Source organism: Streptomyces bohaiensis (genome assembly GCF_012033785.1).
Taxonomy (GTDB): Bacteria; Actinomycetota; Actinomycetes; order Streptomycetales; family Streptomycetaceae; genus Streptomyces; species Streptomyces bohaiensis.
The window spans coordinates 1-21,459 of sequence record NZ_JAAVJC010000070.1 but is presented as its reverse complement, the minus strand read 5'-3'; the positions used below and the strand labels follow the sequence as shown (position 1 = coordinate 21,459).

Below are 21,459 nucleotides of genomic sequence, written 5' to 3'. Positions count from 1 at the left end.
GGTCGGACCCCGGCGCGTCGGCGCTCGGGGCGTCGGCGCTCGGCCCGGCGACGAGGGGCGCGGTGAGGGCGGCGGGGCCGGGGGCGCCGGCCACCCGCCCGGCGTAGCGGTCGGCGGTGGACTCCTCCGCGATCTTCTCCTGGAGCTTGAGGATGCCCTGGAGGAGCGCTTCGGGCCGCGGCGGGCAGCCGGGCACGTACACGTCGACCGGGATGATCTGGTCGACGCCCTTGGTGACGGAGTACGAGTCCCAGTACGGTCCGCCGCAGTTGGAGCAGGCGCCGAAGGAGATGACGTACTTGGGTTCCGGCATCTGCTCGTAGAGGCGGCGGACCGCGGGCGCCATCTTGTCGGTGACGGTGCCGGAGACGACCATGAGGTCGGCCTGCCGGGGCCCGGGCGCGAAGGGGATGACCCCGAGTCGGATGAAGTCGTGCCGGGACATCGAGGCGGCGATGAACTCGATGGCGCAGCAGGCGAGTCCGAAGTTGAAGACCCAGAGGCTGTAGCGGCGGCCCCAGTTGAGGACGACCTTCATCGGCTCCGGGGCGAGCCGGGCGAGCGGGCCGAGCCGCGGCGCCTCCCGGCCCGGACGGGCGACCGGGGTCAGGTCCATGTGAGCACACCCTTCTTCCAGGCGTAGAGCAGTCCGGTGGAGAGGAAGCCGAGGAAGACGAACATCTCGACGAGGGTGATGCCGCCGTACCCCTCGCCGGCGAAGACCGCGGCCCAGGGGAAGAGGAAGATCGCGTCCACCGCGAAGATCACGTACAGGAACGCGTAGATGTAGTAGCGGACCTGGGTGTGCGCCCAGCCCTCCCCGACGGGGTCGACGCCGCACTCGTAGACGAGCAGCTTCTCCTGGGTCGGCACCACCGGGCGGAGCAGTCGGCCCGCGGTGAAGGCCACGGCCGTGAAGGCGGCGGCGACGACGGCCACCAGCCCGACGACCGCGTAGCCGTGGAAGTAGTCCGGCACCTGGGCCCCTCTGTGGTGATGTCCTCGTCCGCCGCCGGGCGCACCGTCCCGCCGTGGCCCCCGTCCGGCCGGGTCGGTGATCCGTACGCACGGGAGTCTAGGCGGTGCGGGCACGGTTGTGACCGGCGCGGCGCGGGGCGGTGCGCCGGTCGTGCGGCCGCCGGGGCGCGGTACCGGCGGGCCGCGGCCCGGCCGGGGGCCACCGGGGGTGGGGTTACCCCCACCTGCGGCCCGCCGACGCGCCCCATGGCGGCTGCTCACCGCTGTGCGGGAGGCTGTTCGCGGGTCGCGCAGCCACTGGGGCGCCGCGGCCGGCGGGGCGGTGCCGCGGGGAAGGTCACCCACGGCGCCGCCCGCTTCGGGACGGCGGAGAGGTCGGACAATGAACACGGTCGCGGACGGCTCGCGGCAGGAGGTGGCCTCCGGGCGCCCGCTCTGGCGGTCGGCGGCCCTGGTGGCGGTCGGCCCCCGCACGCTGCGCGAGGGCGCGCATCTGCTGCTGAACTTCCCGGTGGCGCTGGCGGCGTTCGTGGCGGCGGTGACGATGCTGTCGCTGAGCGCCGGACTGCTGGTCACGTTCGTGGGGCTGCCGCTGCTGTGCCTCACGCTGGTGGCGGCGCGCGGGTTCGGCTTCGTGGAGCGCGCCCGGGCGCGGGGGCTGCTGGGGTCGGCGGTGGCCGATCCGGCGCCGCTGCGGCGCCGCGACGACCGGCGCGGGCTCTTTCCGTGGATGGGCTCGGTGCTGCGCAGCGGGCAGTGCTGGCGGTCGACCGTGTACGCGGTGATGCACCTGCCGTGGGCGCTGATCACCTTCTCGGCGGTGGTGGTGCTCTGGAGCGCCGGGTTCTCCGCGGTGGCCTACCCGCTGTGGTTCTGGACGCTGCCGGAGGGCAACCGGCCGGGGATCAACGTGGACGGCCAGGGCGGCGGATGGGTGTGGGACAGCCCGGGCGAGGTGGTGCTGGTGGTGGTCGCCGGGGCGGTGACGCTCTGGCTGGCGGGGTGGCTGATCCGGGGGATGGCGGTGGTCGACCGGCTGCTGGTGTCCGGCCTGCTGGGGCCGTCGTCGGACGAGCAGCGGGTGCGGCAGCTGGAGACCGGCCGGTCGACGGTGGCGGACTCCTCGGCGGCCGACCTGCGGCGGATCGAGCGGGACCTGCACGACGGCGCGCAGGCGCGGCTGGTGGCGCTGGCGATGGACCTGGGGTTGGCGAAGGAGAAGCTGTCGGAGGACCCGGAGGAGGCGGCACGGATGGTCGACGCGGCGCACGGCGAGGTGAAGTTGGCGCTGCGGGAGCTGCGGGAGCTGGCGCGCGGCATCCACCCGGCGATCCTGACCGACCGCGGCCTGGGCCCGGCGCTGTCGGCGGTGGCGTCGCGGTGCACGGTGCCGGTGCGGGTGGAGGTGGACCTCACCGAGCGTCCGGCGCCCGCCATCGAGGGCATCGCCTACTACACGGTCTCGGAGCTGCTGCAGAACGTCTCCAAGCACAGCCGGGCCTCGGGCGCGGTGCTGGACGTGTGGCGGGTGGAGGACCGGCTGCTGCTGCGCGTGGAGGACGACGGGGTCGGCGGCGCGGGGACCGACCGCGGCTCGGGGCTGGCGGGCCTGTCGGAGCGGCTGAGCGCGGTCGACGGCCGGCTGACGGTCTCCTCGCCCGTGGGCGGGCCGACCACGGTGTCGGCGGTGCTGCCGTGGCGGGAGCGGAGCGCGGGCTGACTCCGGCCGGGGCCTACCGCCGGCCGCCCTCCGGGGCCCGGGGTGAGAAGCTGGGCCGGTCGTGAGCGTGTGTGATGCGGGGACGGAGGGGCCGGCGTGCGGGTGGTCATCGCCGAGGACTCGGTGCTGCTGCGGGAGGGGCTGACGCGGCTGCTGACGGACCGCGGCCACGAGGTGGTCGCGGGGGTCGGCGACGGCGACGGGCTGGTCGCCGAGGTGCGGCGGCTGGCCGCGGCGCCGGAGGGGCTGCCGGACGTGGTGGTGGCGGACGTGCGGATGCCGCCGAGCCACACCGACGAGGGGCTGCGGGCCTGCGTCCGGCTGCGGAAGGAGTTCCCCCGGCTGAGCGTGCTGGTGCTGTCGCAGTACGTCGAGGAGCAGTACGCCACCGAACTGCTGGCCGGTTCGGGGCACGGCGTGGGCTACCTGCTGAAGGACCGGGTCGCGGACGTGCGCGAGTTCGTGGACGCGGTGGCGCGGGTCGCGGCCGGCGGCACCGCGCTCGACCCGGAGGTGGTGGCGCAGCTGCTCGGCCGCAGCCGTCGGCAGGACTCGCTGGCGGGGCTGACACCGCGCGAGCGGGAGGTGCTGGGGTTGATGGCGGAGGGCCGCACCAACTCGGCGATCGCCGCGCAGCTGGTGGTGACCGGCGGTGCCGTGGAGAAGCACATCAGCAACATCTTCCAGAAGCTCGGGCTGGCGCAGAGTGACGCTGATCACCGTCGGGTGCTCGCGGTGCTGCGGTACCTGAACTCCTGACGCCGGCCGCCCGGCGCTGCGGCCCCGGGCGGCGACGAGGCGGTCGCGGAGGGCGTGCGGTCCGCTCGGGACGCCGACGCCCGCGCCGACCGGCGGTGTTCGTCGGGGCCCCCGGCCGACGGGGGTGGCCGCGGTGGGGCGCACGGCCTTCGGGGCGCGCTCCGGAAGGTGGCTCGAACGCTGCGCGCCCGGGGCGCACGGGGGTGTCGATCGTCTCGTTCCCGGGTCCATCATGTGACCAGGCCCAGGGAAGGCAGACCTTACCCGCGTACGATGGCGGCACCGCCGCCTCTAGGGAGGGCACAAGCAGTGACCAGCCAGGTCGAACAAGCCAGTAAGGACGCCGGCCCGGCGGACACCGCGGTGCCGGGGGGCGCCAAGGAGGTCCGCCGCCTGGACCGGGTGATCATCCGGTTCGCGGGCGACTCCGGTGACGGTATGCAGCTGACCGGTGACCGTTTCACGTCCGAGACGGCGTCCTTCGGCAACGACCTCTCCACCCTGCCGAACTTCCCCGCCGAGATCCGCGCCCCCGCGGGCACGCTGCCGGGGGTGTCGTCGTTCCAGCTGCACTTCGCGGACCACGACATCCTCACCCCGGGCGACGCGCCGAACGTGCTGGTCGCGATGAACCCGGCGGCGCTGAAGGCGAACATCGCCGACGTGCCGCGCGGCGCCGAGATCATCGTCAACACCGACGAGTTCTCCAAGCGCGCCATGGCGAAGGTCGGCTACGCGGGCAACCCGCTGGAGGACGGCTCGCTGTCGGCGTTCAACGTCCACCCGGTGCCGCTGACGACGCTGACGGTGGAGGCCCTCAAGGGCTACGACCTGACCCGCAAGGAGGCGGGCCGGTCGAAGAACATGTTCGCGCTGGGCCTGCTGTCGTGGATGTACCACCGCCCGACCGAGGGCACCGAGGCGTTCCTGCGGAAGAAGTTCGCGAAGAAGCCGGAGATCGCCGAGGCCAACATCGTGGCGTTCCGCGCCGGTTGGAACTTCGGTGAGACCACCGAGGACTTCGCGACCTCCTACGAGGTGGCGCCGGCGACGAAGGCGTTCCCCGCGGGCACCTACCGCAACATGTCGGGCAACCTGGCGCTCTCCTACGGCCTGGTGGCCGCGGGGCAGCAGGCGGACCTGCCGCTGTACCTGGGGTCCTACCCGATCACCCCGGCGTCGGACATCCTCCACGAGCTGTCCAAGCACAAGAACTTCGGTGTCCGCACCTTCCAGGCCGAGGACGAGATCGCCGGCATCGGCGCCGCCCTCGGTGCCGCGTTCGGCGGTTCGCTGGCGGTCACCACCACCTCCGGTCCCGGGGTCGCGCTGAAGTCGGAGACGATCGGCCTGGCGGTCTCGCTGGAACTGCCGCTGCTGATCGTGGACATCCAGCGCGGCGGCCCCTCGACGGGGCTGCCGACCAAGACCGAGCAGGCCGACCTGCTCCAGGCGATGTACGGCCGCAACGGCGAGGCGCCGGTGCCGATCGTGGCGCCGATGACGCCGGGCGACTGCTTCACCGCCGCCCTGGACGCGGCGCGGATCGCGCTGACCTACCGCACCCCGGTCTTCCTGCTCTCCGACGGCTACCTCGCCAACGGCTCCGAGCCGTGGCGCATCCCGGAGGCGGACGAACTGCCCGACCTGCGGACCCAGTTCGCCACCGGCCCCAACCACACGCTGGACGACGGCACCGAGGTCTTCTGGCCGTACAAGCGCGACCCCGAGACCCTGGCGCGCCCCTGGGCGGTGCCCGGCACCCCCGGCCTCGAACACCGCGTCGGCGGCATCGAGAAGCAGGACGGCACCGGCAACATCTCGTACGACCCGGCCAACCACGACCACATGGTCCGCACCCGGCAGGCCAAGGTCGACGGGATCGAGGTCCCGCCGCTGGAGGTCGACGACCCGGACGGCGACTCCAAGGTCCTGGTCCTGGGCTGGGGTTCGACCTACGGGCCGATCACGGCGGCGGTCCGCCGCATCCGGCGCACCGGCGGCCACATCGCCCAGGCCCACGTCCGGCACCTCAACCCGTTCCCGGCCAACCTCGGGGAGGTGCTGGCCGCCTACGACAAGGTGATCGTCCCGGAGATGAACCTGGGGCAGCTCGCCACCCTGCTGCGCGCCCGGTTCCTCACCGATGTCGAGTCGGTCACGCAGGTCACCGGCCTGCCGTTCAAGGCCGAGCAGCTCGCAACCGTCCTGAAGGAGGCCGTCGATGCCCACTGAGGCACTCTCCCTGGTCCCCAAGACCGACGCCAAGCAGACGATGAAGGACTTCAAGTCCGACCAGGAGGTCCGCTGGTGCCCGGGGTGCGGTGACTACGCGATCCTCGCCGCCGTGCAGGGCTTCCTGCCGGAGCTGGGCCTGGCGCGGGAGAACATCACCTTCATCTCCGGCATCGGCTGCTCCAGCCGCTTCCCGTACTACATGAACACCTACGGGATGCACTCCATCCACGGCCGGGCCCCGGCGATCGCGACCGGTCTGGCGACCGCGCGCCGCGACCTGTCGGTCTGGGTGGTCACGGGTGACGGCGACGCGCTGTCCATCGGCGGCAACCACCTGATCCACGCGCTGCGCCGCAACGTGAACCTGAAGATCCTGCTGTTCAACAACCGGATCTACGGCCTCACCAAGGGCCAGTACTCGCCCACCTCCGAGGTCGGCAAGATCACCAAGTCGACGCCGATGGGGTCGCTGGACGCGCCGTTCAACCCGCTGTCGCTGGCACTGGGCGCGGAGGCGAGCTTCGTGGCGCGGACGGTGGACTCCGACCGCCAGCACCTCACCTCGGTGCTGCGGGCCGCCGCCCAGCACAAGGGCTCGGCGCTGATCGAGATCTACCAGAACTGCAACATCTTCAACGACGGCGCCTTCGAGGCGCTGAAGGACAAGCAGCTGGCGCAGGAGGCCGTGATCCGGCTGGAGCACGGCGAGCCGATCCGGTTCGGCGCTCCGTGGACCGAGGCCGAGGGCGGCGACGGCCAGGGCCGCAAGGGCGTGGTCCGCGACCGCGCCACCGGCGACCTGACGGTCGTGGACGTCTCGGTGGACGGCACCGACGCCGTGCTGACCCACGACGCGCACGCCGCCTCCCCGACGACGGCGTTCGCGCTGTCCCGCCTCGCGGACAACGACACGCTGCACCACACCCCCATCGGCCTGCTGCGGCAGGTTCAGCGGCCGGTCTACGACGACCTGATGGCCGACCAGTTGGAGGCGGCGGTGGAGCAGAAGGGCAAGGGCGACCTGTCCTCGCTGCTCGCCGGCAACGACACCTGGACGGTCGTCGGCTGACATCGCACCGAGGCGACGGCCGAGATGTCGGCCGGCGCTGCGGCGCGGAGCACGGCAGAGCGGCGGGCCGGTACCGGGGAGTCCCCGGTACCGGCCCGCCGTTCTGCCGTGCCCGGCCGCGCGATCTCCGGCGGTCCGCCCCGGCTTCGCAGCGGCGCCCGCCGGGGTCCGCTGAGGCTGGTGTGACCAAGGTGACCCGTGAGCGGTCGCTCTCCCGGTACGACCCGGCACTCTGTCAGGTTCATAATGCGAAATAGGGAATGACAGCTCGCCGCGGGTTGCTTATCGTCACAGCCGGACAGCGCGACGCAGCGGATTCCGGGAGAGCGCGAGGAGACACACGTGGCAGGGGCGACCACCAGCCGCACGGGACTGGTCTACGGTTTCGCGGCGTTCGGCATCTGGGGGCTGCTGCCCCTCTACTGGGATCTGCTGAGCACCACGGCGCCGGCCGAGGTCCTCGCGCACCGGATGGCCTGGTCGCTGCCGACCGCCGCCGTCGTCCTCGCGATTGCCGGCCGCTGGTCCTGGGTGATGCCGCTGCTGCGCGATCCGCGCCGCCTCGGGCTCGTCCTGCTGTCGGCATCGCTGATCAGCGTCAACTGGTTCCTCTTCATCTGGGCCGTCGCCAACGGCAAGGTCATCGAGGCGTCGCTCGGCTACTTCATCAACCCGCTGCTCACCATCGCCATCGGCGTCGTCCTGCTGCGGGAGCGGCTGCGCACCGCGCAGTGGGCCGCCGTCGGCATCGGCGCCGTCGCGGTCCTCGTCATGACGTTCGCCTACGGCCAGGTGCCGTGGCTGTCGCTCACGCTGTCCGTGTCGTTCGCGATCTACGGCCTGGTCAAGAAGACCACCGGCCTCGACGGCGTCGAGGGGTTCAGCGCCGACTGCGCGCTGCAGTTCCTCCCCGCCGCGATCTTCGTCATCGTGCTGATGGGGCGCGGCGAGTCGACCTTTGTCAGCGAGGGCATCGGCCACACCCTGCTGCTCGCCGGGACCGGCGCCGCGACCGCGCTGCCGCTGATCCTCTTCGGCGCCGCCGCCGTCCGCATCCCGCTCTCCACGCTGGGCCTCCTCCAGTACCTGGCGCCCTCGGCGATGTTCCTGCTCGGCCTGTTCGTCTTCGGCGAGGAGATGCCCACCGAGCGCTGGGTCGGCTTCGGCCTGGTGTGGCTGGCGCTGACCATCCTCACCTGGGACGCGGTGCGCCGCAGCCGCCAGGCGCGCGCCCAGGCACGCACCACCGTCATGAAGATGCCGCCGGTCGTCGAGCCCGCCCCCGAGCCCGCCCTCGACGCCGAACCGGCGACCGAACCGGCCACCGCCACAACCACCGCCACGGCCACCGAACGCCGCACCGCAGCCACCCCGGCCCCCGACCCGTCCCGCCCCGGACGGACCGACCCCCCGGGCGACTGAGCCGGTCCTCCGGCCCTCTCGCGCGCCTGGGGACGGGCGGAGGACGCCACCGACACGCACCCGGCCCGTGGCCGGGTGCGTGGGGCATCGCCGGCGCCTGGGCCGCGCGCACGCAGCGGACGGCGCACCGGCCGCTGTCGGTGGCCCCCGGTTGGATGGAGCCCATGACCGTCCATGACGTGGCCCGCCGACTGCCCTCCCTCTCCGTGCTGCGCGACCGCTGCCGCGCGCTGGCGATGCTCGATGCCGTCCTGAGCCCGTCCCCGGAGGACCGCCGCCACTTCTTCGGCAGTTCCGGAACGCCCGGGCAGGAGCGGGCGTCCATGGCGAACGGTTCCGGGGATGAGTTCGCCGTGGTCTTCTCGACCGACGGCGCGGTCCTGATCGGCTTCGACCACGAGTCGCCGATGAGTCCGTACGCCAACGACGGTGAGCCGTGGCCGGGCGTCGTCGAGCACGTTCCCGAGCCCTTCGCCGCCGTGGTCGCCGACCCGGCGTTCGCCGACGAGGAGGGCGTACCGAACGTGACGGTCTGCCTGTGGCGGGGCATCGGGGACAAGCGCTGGCATCACGGCGAGATCGCGTTCCCGACCGAGAGGACGGACGCGGACGGGGCCGACGCCCTGTTCCACCTGCTGCTGGCGGATTGTTCCGACGCCTGGCGCAGGGAAGCGGAGGACTACTACGAGGTGCCGGTCGACTCCGACGCGGTCGCCGCCTTGTTTGCTCTGCGGCCCCTGGACCAGGGGCTCGTCGCGGCACTGCGCCCGGGGTCCTCGCCGGCGGACTTCGCGCCGCACGCCTCCACCATCGGCTACCCGCGGCGCCGGTGACCTGAGGCGTTCTTCCACGGCGGACGGCCGCGCCCCTGAACTCTCGGGACCACCGCCCCGGTCGGGGCCCGGCCCGGCGGCGGAGCCGCGTGGGTCGTCCCGCGAACCCCGCGCTCCTCGCGCCGGGCAGCCGGGGTCAGCTCTTGTCGAGGTGCCTCATCTGTTGATCACGCGGTCCGGCCCGATGGAGCCGATGCGAGTCGCAGTCACGAACGCCGTCCAGGGTGCGGGCGAAAACGTGAGAACAGGCCCGTCGGTGATCTTCGAGTCACGGACCGGCACCGAGCCGACGACGGCGGCACCACGCTGGAACTCCAGGCACTCACCGCCGGATGAGCTGCTGTGTGACGACCTGACCCACTCGATGTGCTCGGCGCCTCGGCTGGTCACGTTGCGTGCTCCTTGCGGACGGCTCGGATGAACTCGGTGGAATCATCCGGGGACAGCGCGTTGGCGCGCAAGCAGTCGTAGTTGTCCATGGCCGCCGTCACGGTGTCCGCCGAGCGGTACAGGCGTCCGCCCTGCGGATCGTCTGCGTACATCACCGGCTGCGCAGCTGCGAAGGCCAGCTGGGTGAAGGGCTCCGAATGCACCGCGACGGCACCGGCGGAGTACGGCAGCACCTGGAGATCCACCAGCGGACCGGACAGTCTCCGCCCAGTAGCCGCCGACGGCGCAGCACCGGCCCACCCAGTTACAACGGCTGGTTGGCAGAGTTCACTGGGCCCACTAATGAGCCTCGCTTGAGTTCACGCAGATGAAGATCAATCTCTCGTCGCAGCGCCGCAGCCCACCGCGGCAACTCCTCCGGCTCTGCACCCGCTTGCAACGGCTCGCGTCGACCGCTTCCGACCGCCGTCAGCGGCGCGTGAACCCACAACAGCGCCGCCCGTCGGTAGGAGAACCTCGTCTTTCTCGCGCCGGACAGCCAGCGTCAGCTCTTGTCGAGGTGCCTCATCCGCTGATCGCGCGGTCCGGCCCGATGGAGCCGATGCGAGTCGCAGCCACGAACGCTGCCCAGGGTGCGGGCGAAAACGTGAGAACAGGTCCGTCAGTGATCTTCGAGTCACGGACGGGCACCGAGCCGACGACGGCGGCACCACGCTGGAACTCCAGACACTCGCCGCCGTTGGATGTGCTGTACGACGACCTGACCCACTCGTACTGCGTGTTGGTCTGGTTGGTCATGCCTCGCACTCCTCACGAACAGCCCGGATGAAGTCACGCGAATCATCCGGGCCAAGCGCGTTCGCACGCAAGCGGTCGTAGTTGTCGACAGCGGCTCCCACTGTCTCCGGCTCGCGGAACAGCCGACCGCCGCCGGGATCGTTGGCGTACATGACCGGCTGCGAGTCGCGGAAGGTGAGGAGGGTGAACGGGTCGGAGTGGACGGCGACCGCCCCCAGCGAGAACGGCAGCACCTGCAGGTCGACAGAGGGCCCGTCGGCCCAAGACAGCAACGCGCTCAACTGCTCGGCCATGACTCTCTTCCCACCAACCTGCGCTCGAAGCGAGGCCTCGAACAGCACACACCACACCGGGGGCGGTCGCTGACCGCAGAGGAGTCGCGCGCGCCGGAGCCGCGCTGCCACCCCGGTCGGGGCCCGGCGCGGCGGCGGGTCCGCGTGGGTCGTCCCGACCGGGGCGGGCTCGGGTGGCGCTACCGACCCGGCTGAGGTCCGGAAGCGCACAGCGGCCTGGGGACGGGCCGCGCGGACAGGGAGTACAGGACCTCGACGCGCCGGCCGTCGTGGATACGGTCGGGGCCGCGCGCGTTGGCGCTGACCGGGTGCCCCGCCGCGAGGGCGGCGCACTGGACGCGCCGGAAGTCGCGGTCCCGCGTCCACTCCCGCAGCACGGCAGCCACCGGCGCCGCATAGCCGGCCTGCCGCGCGCCGTCCTGGAGCTCGCTCCCCTCCAGCAGCACGGCGAGCCGGTCGGCCTGCTCGTGCAGCCACCGCAGCGCCTCCCCTGGCGTCGCCGTCCAGACCCCCGCGAGGTACCACTCACCACCCGCCTCCGGCGACCGCGCGACGCTCTCCGCCCAGTAGCCGCCTACGGCGCCGCACCGGCCCGTGTGAACTCCCGGCGCCGTCACCGCTTCCTCAGTTCGCGCAGGTGGGCGTCGACCCGCCGCCTCAGCTGCTCGGACAGCCGCAGGAGGTCGGCGAGCGTGACCGGCTGGTTTGTCTCAGTCGCCTGCTCCGGACCGGTCTCGGGCTCCGGCTGCTTCGCCGGGCCGTCGCTCACTCCGGGGCCCTGCGCGCACAGCCGCAGGAACGGCACCGCGTGGACCGGCTGAACACTCCTCGCACGAAGATCCGATACCGGACGCTCACGTCGAGGCGGACGACATGACGGCATTCAGCGACACGGTCCGGGCGAATGCATCTCAGCCCCGGCGGACAACCGACCGCGTAGCGCTGCCCCAATCCCGCACCTCCTTTGGACTGCATCGTCGTGAACTCCCTCCACGTCGCCTGAAGGTCCCACCGACCCCCGGAAGCGCATACGGAGACTCAACTCGACAGCAGGGATGACGGATAGCGTCTGAGCCGCCACCGTCCTTAAAACCTTTAAGAATTGGAGACCGGCAACCGTGGAACCGTCTGCGAGGAATGACGGCCTGGAGCGGTGTTTCCGAGAGAGCGGCTGGACCTTACGCCAGTTCGCCCAAGCGGTGAACCGGGTAGGTACCGACCACGGCACACCGCTGCGCTACCGCGAACCCTCGGTGCACCAGTGGTTGAGCGGCCGGATGCCGAGGCCACGCGCCCGCGCGGCAGTGGTCGAGGCGCTCACCCGACGGCTCGGGCGCACGGTCTCCCACGCCGAGGTGGGGTTCCCCGTTCCGGAGCAGCCGCGCGGTGGGAGCACAGCGGAAGAGTTGGTCGACCTCGGGAGCGACGACATGAGCCCCTCCAGGAGATCCGCACTCGGCGCCGGTCTGTTCTCCGTGGCGGTGACGGTGCCAGGCTGGCAGGACGTCGTCGGCCGCATGGACGCCGTGCACGCCGGTTCCGCCCCCCGCATCGGCCGGGGTGAGGTCGATGCCGTGGTGGCGATGACCGAACGGCTCTCGGAGCTGGACGACGAGTTCGGCGGGCGCCACGCCCGCCCGATGGCGGCTGCGTTCCTCGTCAACACGGTCAGCCCCTACCTTCGCGCCGACGCGAGCCCGGAGGTCCGGCGACAGATGATGGGTGCTGCGGCGTTCCTCTGCTACCTCACCGGATGGATGGCCGTGGACGAGGGGCTGCACGGTCTGGCGCAGCGCTACTACGTCAAGGGGCTGGAGCTGGCCGGCGCGGCCGACGACCACTCCACCTACCGCCACGTGCTGCGCGGCATGTCCGTACAGGCAGCGGATCTCGGACTCGGCGCGGCTGCCGTGCAGTATGCGGACGCGGCGGCGAGCGACGCGGCCTCGACCTCCGAGCCCCGGCTGCGGGCGTTCTTCGCCGGCCAGCAGGCTCACGCACGCGCGGTCCACGGGGACGCACGCGAGGCCCGCCGGTTGCTTCACGAGGCACATCGGTGCCTGGAACGAGCGGAGAGCCGAACCGCCACGTTCGGCGGCTACGCACCATCCACCCTCGCTTATCACGAAGCGCAGGTGAAGAACGAACTCGCCGACACGGCCGGAAGCATCGGCGCATTGAAGCTGCATTTCCGGCTGCGTGATGGCTCCAACGACAGTCACCGCAGCGGAATTCGCTTCACCGCGATGCTTGCCGAGCGTCAACTGCGGGTCGGCCACCTCGACCGCGCCTGCGCGAGCTGGAAGCGCGCACTCGACAGCTATTCCACGGTGAAGTCGGGGCGCGTCGACCGGCAGATGCAGACGATGTACCGGTCGTTGTCCCCGCACTCGCGTCACCCCGCCGCCCGCGAACTTCGCGAACAAGCGGAGGCGACGCTGCCCCGCCAGCTGCGCGAGGAGCCGTGACCGACCCGTCCCGCACCACCCGCTGTCCGGGAGGGCACCGTGACGTAGTCCTCGGCGGCGTATGCCCGGTCCAGCCGCAGCAGCAACGCAGGCCCGCCGTGCTGTGGGGGCTGTCGGCCGTGACCTACTCCCACACCTGCTCGGCGACCCGGTAGAAGTTGCCGCCCATGATGCCGGTGACCGCCTCGTCCGGGTAACCACGGGCCAACAGGGCGTCCTCCAGGGTCAGCAACTCCTCGGGCGGCATGAACGCGATGGGCCCCCAGCGCGTGTAGCACTCGGGGAACAGCTCCGGCGTCTCGGCGAGCAGCGCGTTGAAGTCGTCGTGGTCGAAGGGGTAGTCGGTGGAGACGCCGACGTGTTCCGGGCCGACCAGCTCGACCGCGTAGTCAATGTGCCGCACCAGTGCGTCGAGGCTCGCGTCGTTCTCGCCGAGGAAGATCCCCACACCGGTGATGCCGACGACGCCGCCGGTCGCGGCGCAGGCGCGGGCCTGGTCGTCGGTGATGTTGCGGGGGTGGTCCCACAACCCGCGCATGCAGGAGTGGGAGTAGACCATGGGCCGCTCGGTCGCCTCGCTGAGGTCGAGGCCGGTCCGTCCGCCGCAGTGCGACCCGTCCACGACCATACCGACGGCGTTCATCTCCCGCACCAGCTCACGGCCGTAGGCGGTCAGCCCCTCGTCCACCTCGTCCATGCAACCGCCGCCGGCGGCGTTGCGGTTGTTGTAGCTCGGCAGCAGGGTGCGGACTCCGAGGTCGTAGAAGTGACGCACACGGTCCAGCCGCCCCTCCAACGGACCGGAGTCCTCCAGGTCGAACGCGACGGCGATCTCGTCGGCCGCCACCGCGGCGTCCACATCCGCGAGACCCGCCACCAACCGGAACCGCCCGTCCGCCGCGATCCGCTCCCGCCAAGCGGCGAGCAGCTCGTCGACGAACTCGCCACTGTGCGGCGCGTAGCCCACGTTCACCGACGTGTAGCTCCCACCGCGCCGCCGGTAGCGCGCCAACTCACCGATTGGCGCGTTGTGTTCGAGCGGAAGGCAGCAGTGCTGCTCCCAGAGCAGGCGCGGCGGGCGTGCGGTGGCAGGTGCGTTCGTCATCTCCGCATCCTGCCGCCCACCACCCCCACACGCCACGGCCCGGCTCACACCCCGGCCGATCACCTCCTTCGGCCCCCGGAAACCCGCTACGCTCGGGCCAGGCCCCTGCCCCGGATTTCAGCGACACGCCGGGGTTCCGAGCACTACCGGAGGTTCGCTGAAAAACCGCCCCGCAGCCGCCCCCCGAAGCCACCTCCGACCTGGACCTTCACCATGGGGTGTCCTCATCGCCCCTACGAGGGGTAGCAACAGTGATCGGAGCAACTTTGGGTGTACGGCTTGCGGTGTCCTCATCGCCCCTACGAGGGGTAGCAACCGGCCATCGCCATCCGGAACTTGGAGTGCGCGCCGGAGGTGTCCTCATCGCCCCTACGAGGGGTAGCAACCTCACCCGCCGGGCATGGCCCCCGAGAACGGCCACTGGTGTCCTCATCGCCCCTACGAGGGGTAGCAACCCGCCGGGGCGACCGCGGCACGGACGGCGTGGCGCGGGTCCTCATCGCCCCTACGAGGGGTAGCAACTTCGACGCGAGAGACGAACGAGGGGCTGAGCTCGGAGTCCTCATCGCCCCTACGAGGGGTAGCAACAGCGGAGCGACCGCGCGCCCGGGTTGGACGATTGCCGGTCCTCATCGCCCCTACGAGGGGTAGCAACCCGAACAGCACGCCGGCGAGCTGGTCGAAGTCCCGGGGTCCTCATCGCCCCTACGAGGGGTAGCAACACTGGATGCACGATCGCGCCGACCGCGCCGCGCAGCACGTCCTCATCGCCCCTACGAGGGGTAGCAACTGTGGCCGCTCGGGGGTGCGCAATGACCGTGTACGGTCCTCATCGCCCCTACGAGGGCACAAGCGCTACGCCGCCAGGGAGAGGAGTTGGGCTCGGGCCTTGCCCGAGCTCTGCTGTTGCAAGCGAGGCAGACTCAGCCGGTGGCCGTACCGGGGGCACGACTCCCGGTCCTTCTCAGCAGATGGGTGAACTGCGTTGCCCCGGAGGCGCCTGGCTCGTTCACCGATCATGAAGAAGATCATCGCCACTGCCGCGCTCGCCGTGGGAAGCCTTGCCCTTGCGGCACCGGCCCACGCGGACAACAACTCCAACTTCGGCGAGGGCGTCAACGCCGCCAACAACTGGAACTTCACTGCGGCGGCTGTCTGTCTGCAGGAAGTAGCAGTCGTCCCCGTTCTGGGGGACTACGTGAGTGACCACGTCAACAACTGCTCGAACGGAAACGTCATCGACCACTCGGGGCGGTGACGGAGTTCCTCCGGTTCGACAGCCAAGCCTGCCTCGAATCGGAGGCCCGGTCGACTGGGTCGGCGTCCCCCACGGTCAGCGCGCCGACGCTCCCACCAGGTCTCGTCCTGGTGGGCACCCGACCGATCGGAGACGGGCCGAAGCCCAGGACAACGCCTACGGCGCCAACTGGCCCGGGGGGCGTCGAGCACCTGGGCCGGTCCGGGGCCGCACCGCCAACGGACAAGTCCAGCGTTCGCTGACCGGCGTTCGAACCGCGCGGCGACGGTCCTGCGCTGCGGCGCAGTCACGACGCACCGTCGCCAGCCCCGAAGACCCGAGCAACCCAGTGATCGAGCCGGGTCTCGACATCGGACGTCGAGGTGATGCCCGCAGCCGGGAGCCTTCCGGAGTCGTCGAGGTCGGCGATGAAGTCCACGTCGGCCCAGCCGCCCCGGAACAGCACGATCGACAGCACCGTGTCGGCCGGTCCGGTGACGACGATGCCGAGCGAGTCGGGGTCGTGGACTCGCTCCCTGTCGGTGTGGTGCGGCTGAGGCCACGGGGCCGCCCCGTCGCGCCAGGTGAGAAGGCCCACCTCCAGCCCGGCCGATGTCCAGGCGTCGGCCCGTTGGGCCAGCAGGGCGGCCACCTCATCGAGGTCGAGCACGTGGTCCATGGGTGAAGGATCTTCTCTCTGCTCAGCCGGCCCGTGAGCTGCGGGTCAGGGGCGTGTGGTGCGGCCAGCGCCTGCCTGTCTGCTCTTCCGCGCAGGCGCGAAGCGTCGCGAGAAGGAGACCCCCGGGGTAGGTGTCGAACGACGGATGGCGCCGTCGGTAGTAGCACGACCAGTAGCTGACCACTCGCCGTTCGGTCCGGGCGAAGAAGGCCGGGTTGCTCGCGATGAACTCGCCGTAGAGGCGGCGCTGCGGCGAGTCGGGGGTGGCGAGGGCGGGAAGACCCCGGTCGATCGCCTCGACGATCTCCAGGACGTACTCACCGACGAGTCGGATCACGAACGGGACGACGCACGGTTCGTCAGAGGTCAGGATCTGCTCCACGTGCTGCTGGCGCACGTGGCCGTCGCCGTGCCGGGTGTACAGGCAGTGCAACACCAGCCGTTCCGAGGGCGTCAGCGCCTGGAGGGCAGCGGGCCCCGGTTCGTCTGCGTTGAAGCGTTGCGGGACGACGAGGACTTCGCCTCGTACGTCGACGGTGAACGACTGGTTCGCCGGGTACCGGTCCGGCGGTACCGCCTCCAGCACCCGCGCCACGTCACCGGTCAGCCGGGTGGGGAAGGCCGCCGACCAGGTGGTGTCGGGGCGTACTGCCAGCGGGGCTGGTTCCATTGCGGCATCGTAGGCCGCGCGACGGCCCTGGCAGGTCGCGCCGGAGGGCCCGTCCCGGTCACGCCGTGCGGCGGTTGGCGGTGACGAGGAAGAGCCAGGTGCCGGTGAGGCCGAGGAGGAGCAGCGGGATGTCGGCCCCGGCGAGGGCGAAGAGCCCCGCGGCGGCGAACAGGCGCAGGGCGACGGCGCGGGCGAGGCGGGGTGTGGTGTCGGCGGCGGGGGTGGGGGCGGTCTGCATGGTCGTCACCTTTCTGCGGAGGGCGGCAGCGGTCCGGCGGTCGCGGGCTGGGGGCTCGGGGGCTGGGGGCTCGGGGGCAGGGGTCGGTGGTGGTCAGGCGGCGAGGAAGTAGAGGGTCGTGGTGGTGGCGGCGACGGTGAGGATCGAGCCCTTCAGCAGGCGCGCCGAGAGCCGGCGGGCGAGGTGGGCGCCCGCCCAGCCGCCGGCAACGGCGCCGGCGAGCATGCCGAGGAGCAGCGGCAGGTTGCCGCGGACGTCGGGCACGAAGAGGAACAGGGCCCCCGCGCCGAGGTAGATGGCAGCGAGCTGGACCAGTCGCATCGGGTTGCCCGCCGCCGCGTCGAGGCGGAGGCCGACGCTCCACAGCGCCATCATCAGGATGCCGACGGCTCCGCCGAAGTACCCGCCGTACAGGGCGAGGACGAACTGTCCGGCGAGCACGGCGCGCGGCCCGAGCACGGCGTCCTCGCCCGCTGCCCGCGCGATCAGCAGGGAGAGCCGGCCGCCGAAGGCGAGCAGCAGCGTGGCAAAGAGCAGCAGCCACGGCAGGGCCGCGTCGAACGACTCGGACGGCAGCGCCAGCAGCAGCACCGCGCCGAGTGCGCCGCCGACGACGCTGACGGCGGTCAGCGCCCGGGTGGAGGTACCGCCGAGCGGGGCGGCGTCGCGGCGGGCGACCCAGGCGGAGGCGACCGCGCCGGGCGCGAGGGCGATGCGGGAGACCGCGTTCGCGGCGACCGGTGGCACGCCGAACGCCACCAGCGCGGGCAGTGCGACAAAGGTGCCGCCGCCCCCGATGGCGTTCAGTGTGCCGGAAGCCACACCGACGAGAACGATCACCACGATGTCGTACACATACCGATCATTACTGGCAGCGTCGGGCAGCACAATGCGTAATCTCCGAAGCCAGACTTAGGCAGCAACAGAGGCTGAGCGGCGTACTGTGGGCTCCGTGCGCTACGACCTGGACGATCTGCGGCTCTTCCTGCACACCGTGACGGAGGGGTCGATCACCGCCGGTGCGGCCCGGCTGCGGCTGAGTCTGCCCTCGGCCAGCGCCCGCATCCGCGCGTTGGAGCACCACGCGGGGGTGACGCTGCTGGTGCGGGGGCGCCGGGGCGTGCGGCCGACCCCGGCGGGTGCGACGTTGGCGCGTCACGCCCGCGAGGTGCTGGACCGCGCCGCGCTGCTGGAGAGCGCCGTGGGCAGCTACGTGCGGCCGGACACCGCGCCGCTGCGGCTGCTGGCGGGCGGCTCCGCCATGCACCACCTGGTGCCGCGCGCCCTGGCCTCGTTCCTCAGCGTCCATCCGCACATCGACGTGGCGGTCTCGGAGTGCCGGACCCCGCTCACGGTGCGCCGGCTGGCCGCCGGGGAGGCGGACCTGGGCGTGATCCTCAACGACGGCGCGCACGACGACGAGTTGCGGACGGAATCGCTGGGCGACGACTCGCTGGTGGTCATCGGGCAGCGCGGCGGCACGCTCTCGGGGCGCACCGCCGTCTCCTACGAGGAGGTGGCGGAACATCCGCTGGTGGGGCTGAACGCCGAGTCGTCGCTGCGGCTGTGGATCGAGGCGCGCCTCGGGGAGCACGCCCCGGCGGTGCGCTACCGCACGACGGTCGCCGGGCCGGGGGTGGTGGTGGAGCTGGCCGCGGCCGGGGTGGGGCTGGCGATCGTGCCGCGCCGCACGTTCGACCCGGACCAGCCGTTGGACGTCTGCGAACTGCTGGAGCCGTGGGCGTCGCGCGAGCACCTGCTGGCGTGGGGCGCCGGTCCGGTGGCGGACTCGGCGGAGATCACGGCGCTGGCCGACCACATCCGGCGCGCCACCCGCTCCCGCCGCCCGCACTCCCCCGAGCCGCCCGGACCGGACACGGCGGGCTGAGCGGACACGGCAGGCTGAGCGCTCCGGGTCGCTCGCCGGACCGCACGACGCCGGGGCCTCAGCGGCGGGGTGCGGGCTCCAGCAGGTCCCAACGGTTGCCGTACAGGTCACGGAAGACGGCGACGGTGCCGTACGGCTCGGGCCGGGGCTCCTCCTCGAAGGTCACGCCGGCTGCCAGCAGCCGCGCGTGGTCGCGTGCGAAGTCGTCGGTGTGGAGGAACAGCGCGACCCGGCCGCCCGTCTGGTCGCCGACCCGTTCCCGCTGGCGGCTGTCGGCCGCCGCCGCCAGCAGCAGGCCGGTCGCCGCGCCGGGCGGCGCGACGACCACCCAGCGCTTGCCGTCCCCGAGCGGGGTGTCCTCGCGCAGGTCGAACCCGAGCCGCCGTACGTAGAAGTCGATCGCCGGGTCGTAGGAGTCGACCACGACGGTGACCAGCGCGAGATGCCGGGGCACCCGGACCTCGGACGCCCCCGTCGGCCGATGCGCCGCCCCCTCGGCTTCCCCGGGGCTGCGACGGTGGGCGAAGAGTCTGTGGAAGAACCACGAGGCGGCGACCACTGCTGCTGCCCATACGGCGCCTTCGGCCAACGCCAACGGCAGCGAGACCTCACCGGTCATGTCCGCCAGCATGGGCCTCGTGGAGAAGATGACGAACAGCATCGCCGCGTTGACCGCGACCCAACGTGCTTTGTACGTAGGCATTTTCACCGCCAACGAGACTATCGGGGCGTGCCGGGGCCCTTCGGGTGACGTGCAACCAGGCAGCGAACGGCCGGAGTTCGGCCGCGCACGGGTCAGGCGGCGGCGCGGGCGAGGTGGCGGTTGCGGTACTGGTTGGCGGCGCGGGCGCCGAACGCGATGCCCGGGACGAGGAAGAACAGCAGGTTGACCGACTCGCCGCCGCTGCTGGCCCAGAGGGTGATCAGCATCAGGGTGGCGATCACACTGACGGCGACACCGATGGCGATCTCGGCCCACCAGTTGTGCACCGGGTAAGCACGTCGGGACATTGCGGTCTCCCCATCCAGGCGGGCACGGAGCGGCACACGGCAGCGGTCCCGGAGCGGACACGGGCCCCCACCTGCCGTGAATGCGCCGACCATAGCAACGCCCCGCGCGCTCCGCCCACCTGGGCCCCGATCGGCCGTCCCTCCGTGACCCGCGCGGACGAGCCGGCCGACCGGGCCGCTCACCGGTGCGGCCCGACCAGCCGTCCCCGCGCGGCCCGCCTCGGGCCGCCGGGACGTGGCTCCCGCGTCAGGCCGCCGGGACGTGGCGTTCGGCCGGTCCGGTGTAGGCGCCGAGCGGGCGGATGAGGGTGTTGCCCTCGGACTGCTCGACGATGTGCGCCGTCCAGCCGGTGATGCGGCTCATCACGAAGATCGGGGTGAAGACGGGGATGTCGAACCCCATCAGGTGGTACGCCAGCCCGGCGGGGTAGTCCAGGTTGGGGTGGATGCCCTTCCGCTCGACCATCGCCGTCCGCAGCGCGGTGTGGAGGGCGGCGAGCCGGGTGGTCTCCGGGGAGCCGTCGGCGGCGATGAGCCGGTCCAGCGCCTCCTGCATCAGCGGCACCCGGGAGTCGCCGTGCTTGTAGACGCGGTGCCCGAAGCCCATGATCTTCCGCTTGGCGGCGAGGGCGTCGGTGAGCCAGGCATCGGCGGCGGCGGGGTCGCCGATCTCGTTGAGCATGTGCATCACCGCCTCGTTGGCGCCGCCGTGCAGCGGGCCCTTCAGCGCGCCGACGGCGGCGGTGACGGCGCTGTGCAGGTCGGAGAGGGTCGAGGTGACGACGCGGGCGGTGAACGTCGAGGCGTTGAAGCTGTGCTCGGCGTAGAGGATCAGCGAGATCTCGAAGCAGCGCACCACCTCGGGCGTCGGCACCTCGCCGAAGCACATGTGGAAGAAGTTCTCCGCCAGGCCGAGCGACGGATCGGGCTGGATCGGGTCCAGGCCGCGGCGGCGCCGCTGGTCGGCGGCGACCACGGTCGGCAGCTTCGCCAGCAGCGCCAGCGCCTTGGTGCGGTTGGCCGCCGGGGAGCCGTCGTCCTCGGTGGGGTCCTCGGCGCCGAGGAAGCTGACGGCGGTCCGCAGCACGTCCATCGGGTGGCAGGTCTCGGGCAGCCGGGCGACGATCTCGGCGGTGGTGCGGTCCAGCGGGCGCATCGCCCGCTCGCGGGCCTCGAACTCGCGGAGCTGGCCGGCGTCGGGGAGTTCGCCGTTCCACAGCAGGTACGCGACCTCCTCGAAGGAACGGGAGGCGGCGAGTTCCTGCACCGGGTAACCGCGGTACGTCAGGGAGTTGCTGGCCTCGATGACGGTGGAGATGCCGGTGGTGTCCACGACGACCCCGGCCAGGCCGCGGTGGATGTCGGCGGCCGCGGGCCGGTCGGTGCCGGGCGTCGGGGTGGTTGCGGCGGTCATGGCGGTACCTCCGGGTGCGGTCGGACGGTGCGGGAGTCGGGGTGCGTGCGAGGTGCGTGCGGTGCGGTGTCGTGCGGTGCCGTGCGGGACCCGGAAGGCGCGGCGTGCGCGGCGCGGGCCGGGGTGCGGCGGGCCGGTTGCGGGGTCGCCCGGGGCCGGCGGGGCGCGGAGGGGCGCCGCGGCCGGTAAGGAAGCGGGTGGGGTGCGGGCGAGGTGCGGAGGGGGGCCGCGGGGGGGGGGGGGGGGGGG

At 72.1% G+C, this 21,459-nt stretch carries 25 protein-coding genes and 1 CRISPR repeat array; of the genes, 9 read left to right on the top strand and 16 right to left on the bottom strand.

Annotation, left to right across the window (positions count from 1 at the left end; all coding sequences use genetic code 11):
• The coding region (locus HCN52_RS10800) for an NADH-quinone oxidoreductase subunit B (protein ID WP_168088192.1) at nucleotides 1-616 on the bottom strand (616 nt) is incomplete at its 3' end.
• Nucleotides 607-978: an NADH-quinone oxidoreductase subunit A gene (locus HCN52_RS10795; RefSeq protein WP_168088191.1), complete on the bottom strand. Its 372-nt coding sequence runs from the start codon at nucleotides 976-978 to the stop codon at nucleotides 607-609. The genes HCN52_RS10800 and HCN52_RS10795, both read right to left, overlap by 10 nt.
• Before the next feature lie 382 nt (nucleotides 979-1,360).
• Here HCN52_RS10795 and HCN52_RS10790 point away from each other — a divergent pair, with 382 nt between their 5' ends.
• The 6 genes from HCN52_RS10790 (at nucleotide 1,361) to HCN52_RS10765 (ending at nucleotide 9,019) form a co-directional block, all read left to right on the top strand.
• Nucleotides 1,361-2,698 (top strand): sensor histidine kinase, encoded by a 1,338-nt coding sequence (locus tag HCN52_RS10790; RefSeq protein WP_168088190.1) that lies wholly within the window; start codon nucleotides 1,361-1,363, stop codon nucleotides 2,696-2,698.
• A 96-nt stretch (nucleotides 2,699-2,794) separates the two neighbouring features.
• On the top strand, nucleotides 2,795-3,457 hold the full coding sequence (locus HCN52_RS10785) for a response regulator transcription factor (RefSeq protein ID WP_168088189.1): 663 nt from the start codon (nucleotides 2,795-2,797) through the stop codon (nucleotides 3,455-3,457).
• Nucleotides 3,458-3,766: 309 nt separating this feature from the next.
• On the top strand, nucleotides 3,767-5,692 hold the full coding sequence (locus HCN52_RS10780) for a 2-oxoacid:acceptor oxidoreductase subunit alpha (protein WP_168088188.1): 1,926 nt from the start codon (nucleotides 3,767-3,769) through the stop codon (nucleotides 5,690-5,692).
• Nucleotides 5,682-6,764, top strand: coding sequence for a 2-oxoacid:ferredoxin oxidoreductase subunit beta (locus tag HCN52_RS10775; RefSeq protein WP_168088187.1), 1,083 nt, complete (start codon nucleotides 5,682-5,684; stop codon nucleotides 6,762-6,764). The genes HCN52_RS10780 and HCN52_RS10775 overlap by 11 nt, the downstream gene beginning before the upstream one ends.
• Nucleotides 6,765-7,106: 342 nt before the next feature.
• Nucleotides 7,107-8,186: an EamA family transporter RarD gene (rarD, locus tag HCN52_RS10770; RefSeq protein WP_312876641.1), complete on the top strand. Its 1,080-nt coding sequence runs from the start codon at nucleotides 7,107-7,109 to the stop codon at nucleotides 8,184-8,186.
• Between the two features lie 164 nt (nucleotides 8,187-8,350).
• Nucleotides 8,351-9,019, top strand: a complete 669-nt coding sequence (locus HCN52_RS10765) for a hypothetical protein (RefSeq protein ID WP_168088186.1) — start codon at nucleotides 8,351-8,353, stop codon at nucleotides 9,017-9,019.
• Between the two features lie 156 nt (nucleotides 9,020-9,175).
• On the opposite strand, the gene HCN52_RS10760 is transcribed toward HCN52_RS10765, so the two are convergent.
• The 6 genes from HCN52_RS10760 to HCN52_RS10735 form a co-directional block, all read right to left on the bottom strand.
• Complete coding sequence (locus tag HCN52_RS10760) at nucleotides 9,176-9,409, bottom strand: DUF397 domain-containing protein (protein ID WP_168088185.1); 234 nt, start codon at nucleotides 9,407-9,409, stop codon at nucleotides 9,176-9,178.
• Nucleotides 9,406-9,654: a Scr1 family TA system antitoxin-like transcriptional regulator gene (locus HCN52_RS10755; protein WP_168088184.1), complete on the bottom strand. Its 249-nt coding sequence runs from the start codon at nucleotides 9,652-9,654 to the stop codon at nucleotides 9,406-9,408. The genes HCN52_RS10760 and HCN52_RS10755 overlap by 4 nt, the downstream gene beginning before the upstream one ends.
• 319 nt (nucleotides 9,655-9,973) lie before the next feature.
• Nucleotides 9,974-10,207, bottom strand: coding sequence for a DUF397 domain-containing protein (locus tag HCN52_RS10750; protein WP_209314396.1), 234 nt, complete (start codon nucleotides 10,205-10,207; stop codon nucleotides 9,974-9,976).
• Nucleotides 10,204-10,710 carry a DUF5753 domain-containing protein gene (locus HCN52_RS26170; RefSeq protein ID WP_312876640.1) on the bottom strand — a complete coding sequence of 169 codons (507 nt, stop codon included), beginning with the start codon at nucleotides 10,708-10,710 and terminating at the stop codon, nucleotides 10,204-10,206. The genes HCN52_RS10750 and HCN52_RS26170 overlap by 4 nt, the downstream gene beginning before the upstream one ends.
• Nucleotides 10,680-11,117 (bottom strand): hypothetical protein, encoded by a 438-nt coding sequence (locus HCN52_RS26165; RefSeq protein ID WP_168088182.1) that lies wholly within the window; start codon nucleotides 11,115-11,117, stop codon nucleotides 10,680-10,682. Before HCN52_RS26165 ends, HCN52_RS26170 begins: the two co-directional genes overlap by 31 nt.
• Nucleotides 11,114-11,269 carry a hypothetical protein gene (locus tag HCN52_RS10735; protein ID WP_168088181.1) on the bottom strand — a complete coding sequence of 52 codons (156 nt, stop codon included), beginning with the start codon at nucleotides 11,267-11,269 and terminating at the stop codon, nucleotides 11,114-11,116. The genes HCN52_RS26165 and HCN52_RS10735 overlap by 4 nt, the downstream gene beginning before the upstream one ends.
• A 349-nt stretch (nucleotides 11,270-11,618) precedes the next feature.
• Between HCN52_RS10735 and HCN52_RS10730 the strand changes: the two genes are divergently transcribed.
• Nucleotides 11,619-12,968 carry an NsdA family TPR-like regulatory protein gene (locus HCN52_RS10730; protein ID WP_168088180.1) on the top strand — a complete coding sequence of 450 codons (1,350 nt, stop codon included), beginning with the start codon at nucleotides 11,619-11,621 and terminating at the stop codon, nucleotides 12,966-12,968.
• 124 nt (nucleotides 12,969-13,092) lie between these two features.
• Here the strand turns inward: HCN52_RS10730 and HCN52_RS10725 are convergent, their stop codons facing one another.
• Nucleotides 13,093-14,073 carry a dipeptidase gene (locus HCN52_RS10725; RefSeq protein ID WP_168088179.1) on the bottom strand — a complete coding sequence of 327 codons (981 nt, stop codon included), beginning with the start codon at nucleotides 14,071-14,073 and terminating at the stop codon, nucleotides 13,093-13,095.
• 220 nt (nucleotides 14,074-14,293) lie between these two features.
• Nucleotides 14,294-14,863: a CRISPR direct-repeat array (repeat unit 30 nt; unit sequence GTCCTCATCGCCCCTACGAGGGGTAGCAAC).
• Nucleotides 14,864-15,091: 228 nt separating this feature from the next.
• Between HCN52_RS10725 and HCN52_RS10720 the strand changes: the two genes are divergently transcribed.
• On the top strand, nucleotides 15,092-15,331 hold the full coding sequence (locus HCN52_RS10720; RefSeq protein ID WP_168088195.1) for a hypothetical protein: 240 nt from the start codon (nucleotides 15,092-15,094) through the stop codon (nucleotides 15,329-15,331).
• Between the two features lie 286 nt (nucleotides 15,332-15,617).
• Here HCN52_RS10720 and HCN52_RS10715 read toward each other — a convergent pair whose 3' ends face one another.
• The 4 genes from HCN52_RS10715 to HCN52_RS10700 all read right to left on the bottom strand — a co-directional run bounded on the left by HCN52_RS10715 (nucleotide 15,618) and on the right by HCN52_RS10700 (nucleotide 17,785).
• Nucleotides 15,618-15,989 (bottom strand): hypothetical protein, encoded by a 372-nt coding sequence (locus HCN52_RS10715; protein ID WP_209314395.1) that lies wholly within the window; start codon nucleotides 15,987-15,989, stop codon nucleotides 15,618-15,620.
• Nucleotides 15,990-16,011: 22 nt separating this feature from the next.
• Nucleotides 16,012-16,659: a hypothetical protein gene (locus tag HCN52_RS10710; RefSeq protein WP_168088178.1), complete on the bottom strand. Its 648-nt coding sequence runs from the start codon at nucleotides 16,657-16,659 to the stop codon at nucleotides 16,012-16,014.
• 58 nt (nucleotides 16,660-16,717) lie between these two features.
• The gene (locus HCN52_RS10705) at nucleotides 16,718-16,897 is read right to left on the bottom strand and encodes a hypothetical protein (RefSeq protein ID WP_168088177.1); all 180 of its coding nucleotides are present in this window, start codon (nucleotides 16,895-16,897) and stop codon (nucleotides 16,718-16,720) included.
• A gap of 93 nt (nucleotides 16,898-16,990) precedes the next feature.
• Complete coding sequence (locus HCN52_RS10700; protein ID WP_312876638.1) at nucleotides 16,991-17,785, bottom strand: sulfite exporter TauE/SafE family protein; 795 nt, start codon at nucleotides 17,783-17,785, stop codon at nucleotides 16,991-16,993.
• A 64-nt stretch (nucleotides 17,786-17,849) separates the two neighbouring features.
• Here HCN52_RS10700 and HCN52_RS10695 point away from each other — a divergent pair, with 64 nt between their 5' ends.
• Nucleotides 17,850-18,785, top strand: a complete 936-nt coding sequence (locus HCN52_RS10695; RefSeq protein WP_168088175.1) for a LysR family transcriptional regulator — start codon at nucleotides 17,850-17,852, stop codon at nucleotides 18,783-18,785.
• Between the two features lie 58 nt (nucleotides 18,786-18,843).
• On the opposite strand, the gene HCN52_RS10690 is transcribed toward HCN52_RS10695, so the two are convergent.
• The 3 genes from HCN52_RS10690 to HCN52_RS10680 all read right to left on the bottom strand — a co-directional run bounded on the left by HCN52_RS10690 (nucleotide 18,844) and on the right by HCN52_RS10680 (nucleotide 21,210).
• Nucleotides 18,844-19,239: a VOC family protein gene (locus HCN52_RS10690; RefSeq protein WP_312876642.1), complete on the bottom strand. Its 396-nt coding sequence runs from the start codon at nucleotides 19,237-19,239 to the stop codon at nucleotides 18,844-18,846.
• Nucleotides 19,240-19,580: 341 nt separating this feature from the next.
• The gene (locus HCN52_RS10685) at nucleotides 19,581-19,796 is read right to left on the bottom strand and encodes a hypothetical protein (protein WP_168088174.1); all 216 of its coding nucleotides are present in this window, start codon (nucleotides 19,794-19,796) and stop codon (nucleotides 19,581-19,583) included.
• Nucleotides 19,797-20,043: 247 nt separating this feature from the next.
• Nucleotides 20,044-21,210: a bifunctional 2-methylcitrate synthase/citrate synthase gene (locus HCN52_RS10680; RefSeq protein ID WP_168088173.1), complete on the bottom strand. Its 1,167-nt coding sequence runs from the start codon at nucleotides 21,208-21,210 to the stop codon at nucleotides 20,044-20,046.
• Between the last annotated feature and the right edge of the window lie 249 nt (nucleotides 21,211-21,459).

What these genes read in the sequence shown, in the direction of transcription:
- HCN52_RS10765 (WP_168088186.1), top strand. Translation starts at nt 8,351, where the DNA reads ATGACCGTCCATGACGTGGCCCGCCGACTGCCCTCCCTCTCCGTGCTG.
- HCN52_RS10790 (WP_168088190.1), top strand. Translation starts at nt 1,361, where the DNA reads ATGAACACGGTCGCGGACGGCTCGCGGCAGGAGGTGGCCTCCGGGCGC.
- HCN52_RS10725 (WP_168088179.1), bottom strand. Translation starts at nt 14,073, where the DNA reads ATGACGAACGCACCTGCCACCGCACGCCCGCCGCGCCTGCTCTGGGAG.
- HCN52_RS10705 (WP_168088177.1), bottom strand. Translation starts at nt 16,897, where the DNA reads ATGCAGACCGCCCCCACCCCCGCCGCCGACACCACACCCCGCCTCGCC.
- HCN52_RS10775 (WP_168088187.1), top strand. Translation starts at nt 5,682, where the DNA reads ATGCCCACTGAGGCACTCTCCCTGGTCCCCAAGACCGACGCCAAGCAG.
- HCN52_RS10720 (WP_168088195.1), top strand. Translation starts at nt 15,092, where the DNA reads ATGAAGAAGATCATCGCCACTGCCGCGCTCGCCGTGGGAAGCCTTGCC.
- HCN52_RS10680 (WP_168088173.1), bottom strand. Translation starts at nt 21,210, where the DNA reads ATGACCGCCGCAACCACCCCGACGCCCGGCACCGACCGGCCCGCGGCC.
- HCN52_RS10685 (WP_168088174.1), bottom strand. Translation starts at nt 19,796, where the DNA reads ATGTCCCGACGTGCTTACCCGGTGCACAACTGGTGGGCCGAGATCGCC.
- HCN52_RS10710 (WP_168088178.1), bottom strand. Translation starts at nt 16,659, where the DNA reads ATGGAACCAGCCCCGCTGGCAGTACGCCCCGACACCACCTGGTCGGCG.
- HCN52_RS10750 (WP_209314396.1), bottom strand. Translation starts at nt 10,207, where the DNA reads ATGACCAACCAGACCAACACGCAGTACGAGTGGGTCAGGTCGTCGTAC.
- HCN52_RS10715 (WP_209314395.1), bottom strand. Translation starts at nt 15,989, where the DNA reads ATGGACCACGTGCTCGACCTCGATGAGGTGGCCGCCCTGCTGGCCCAA.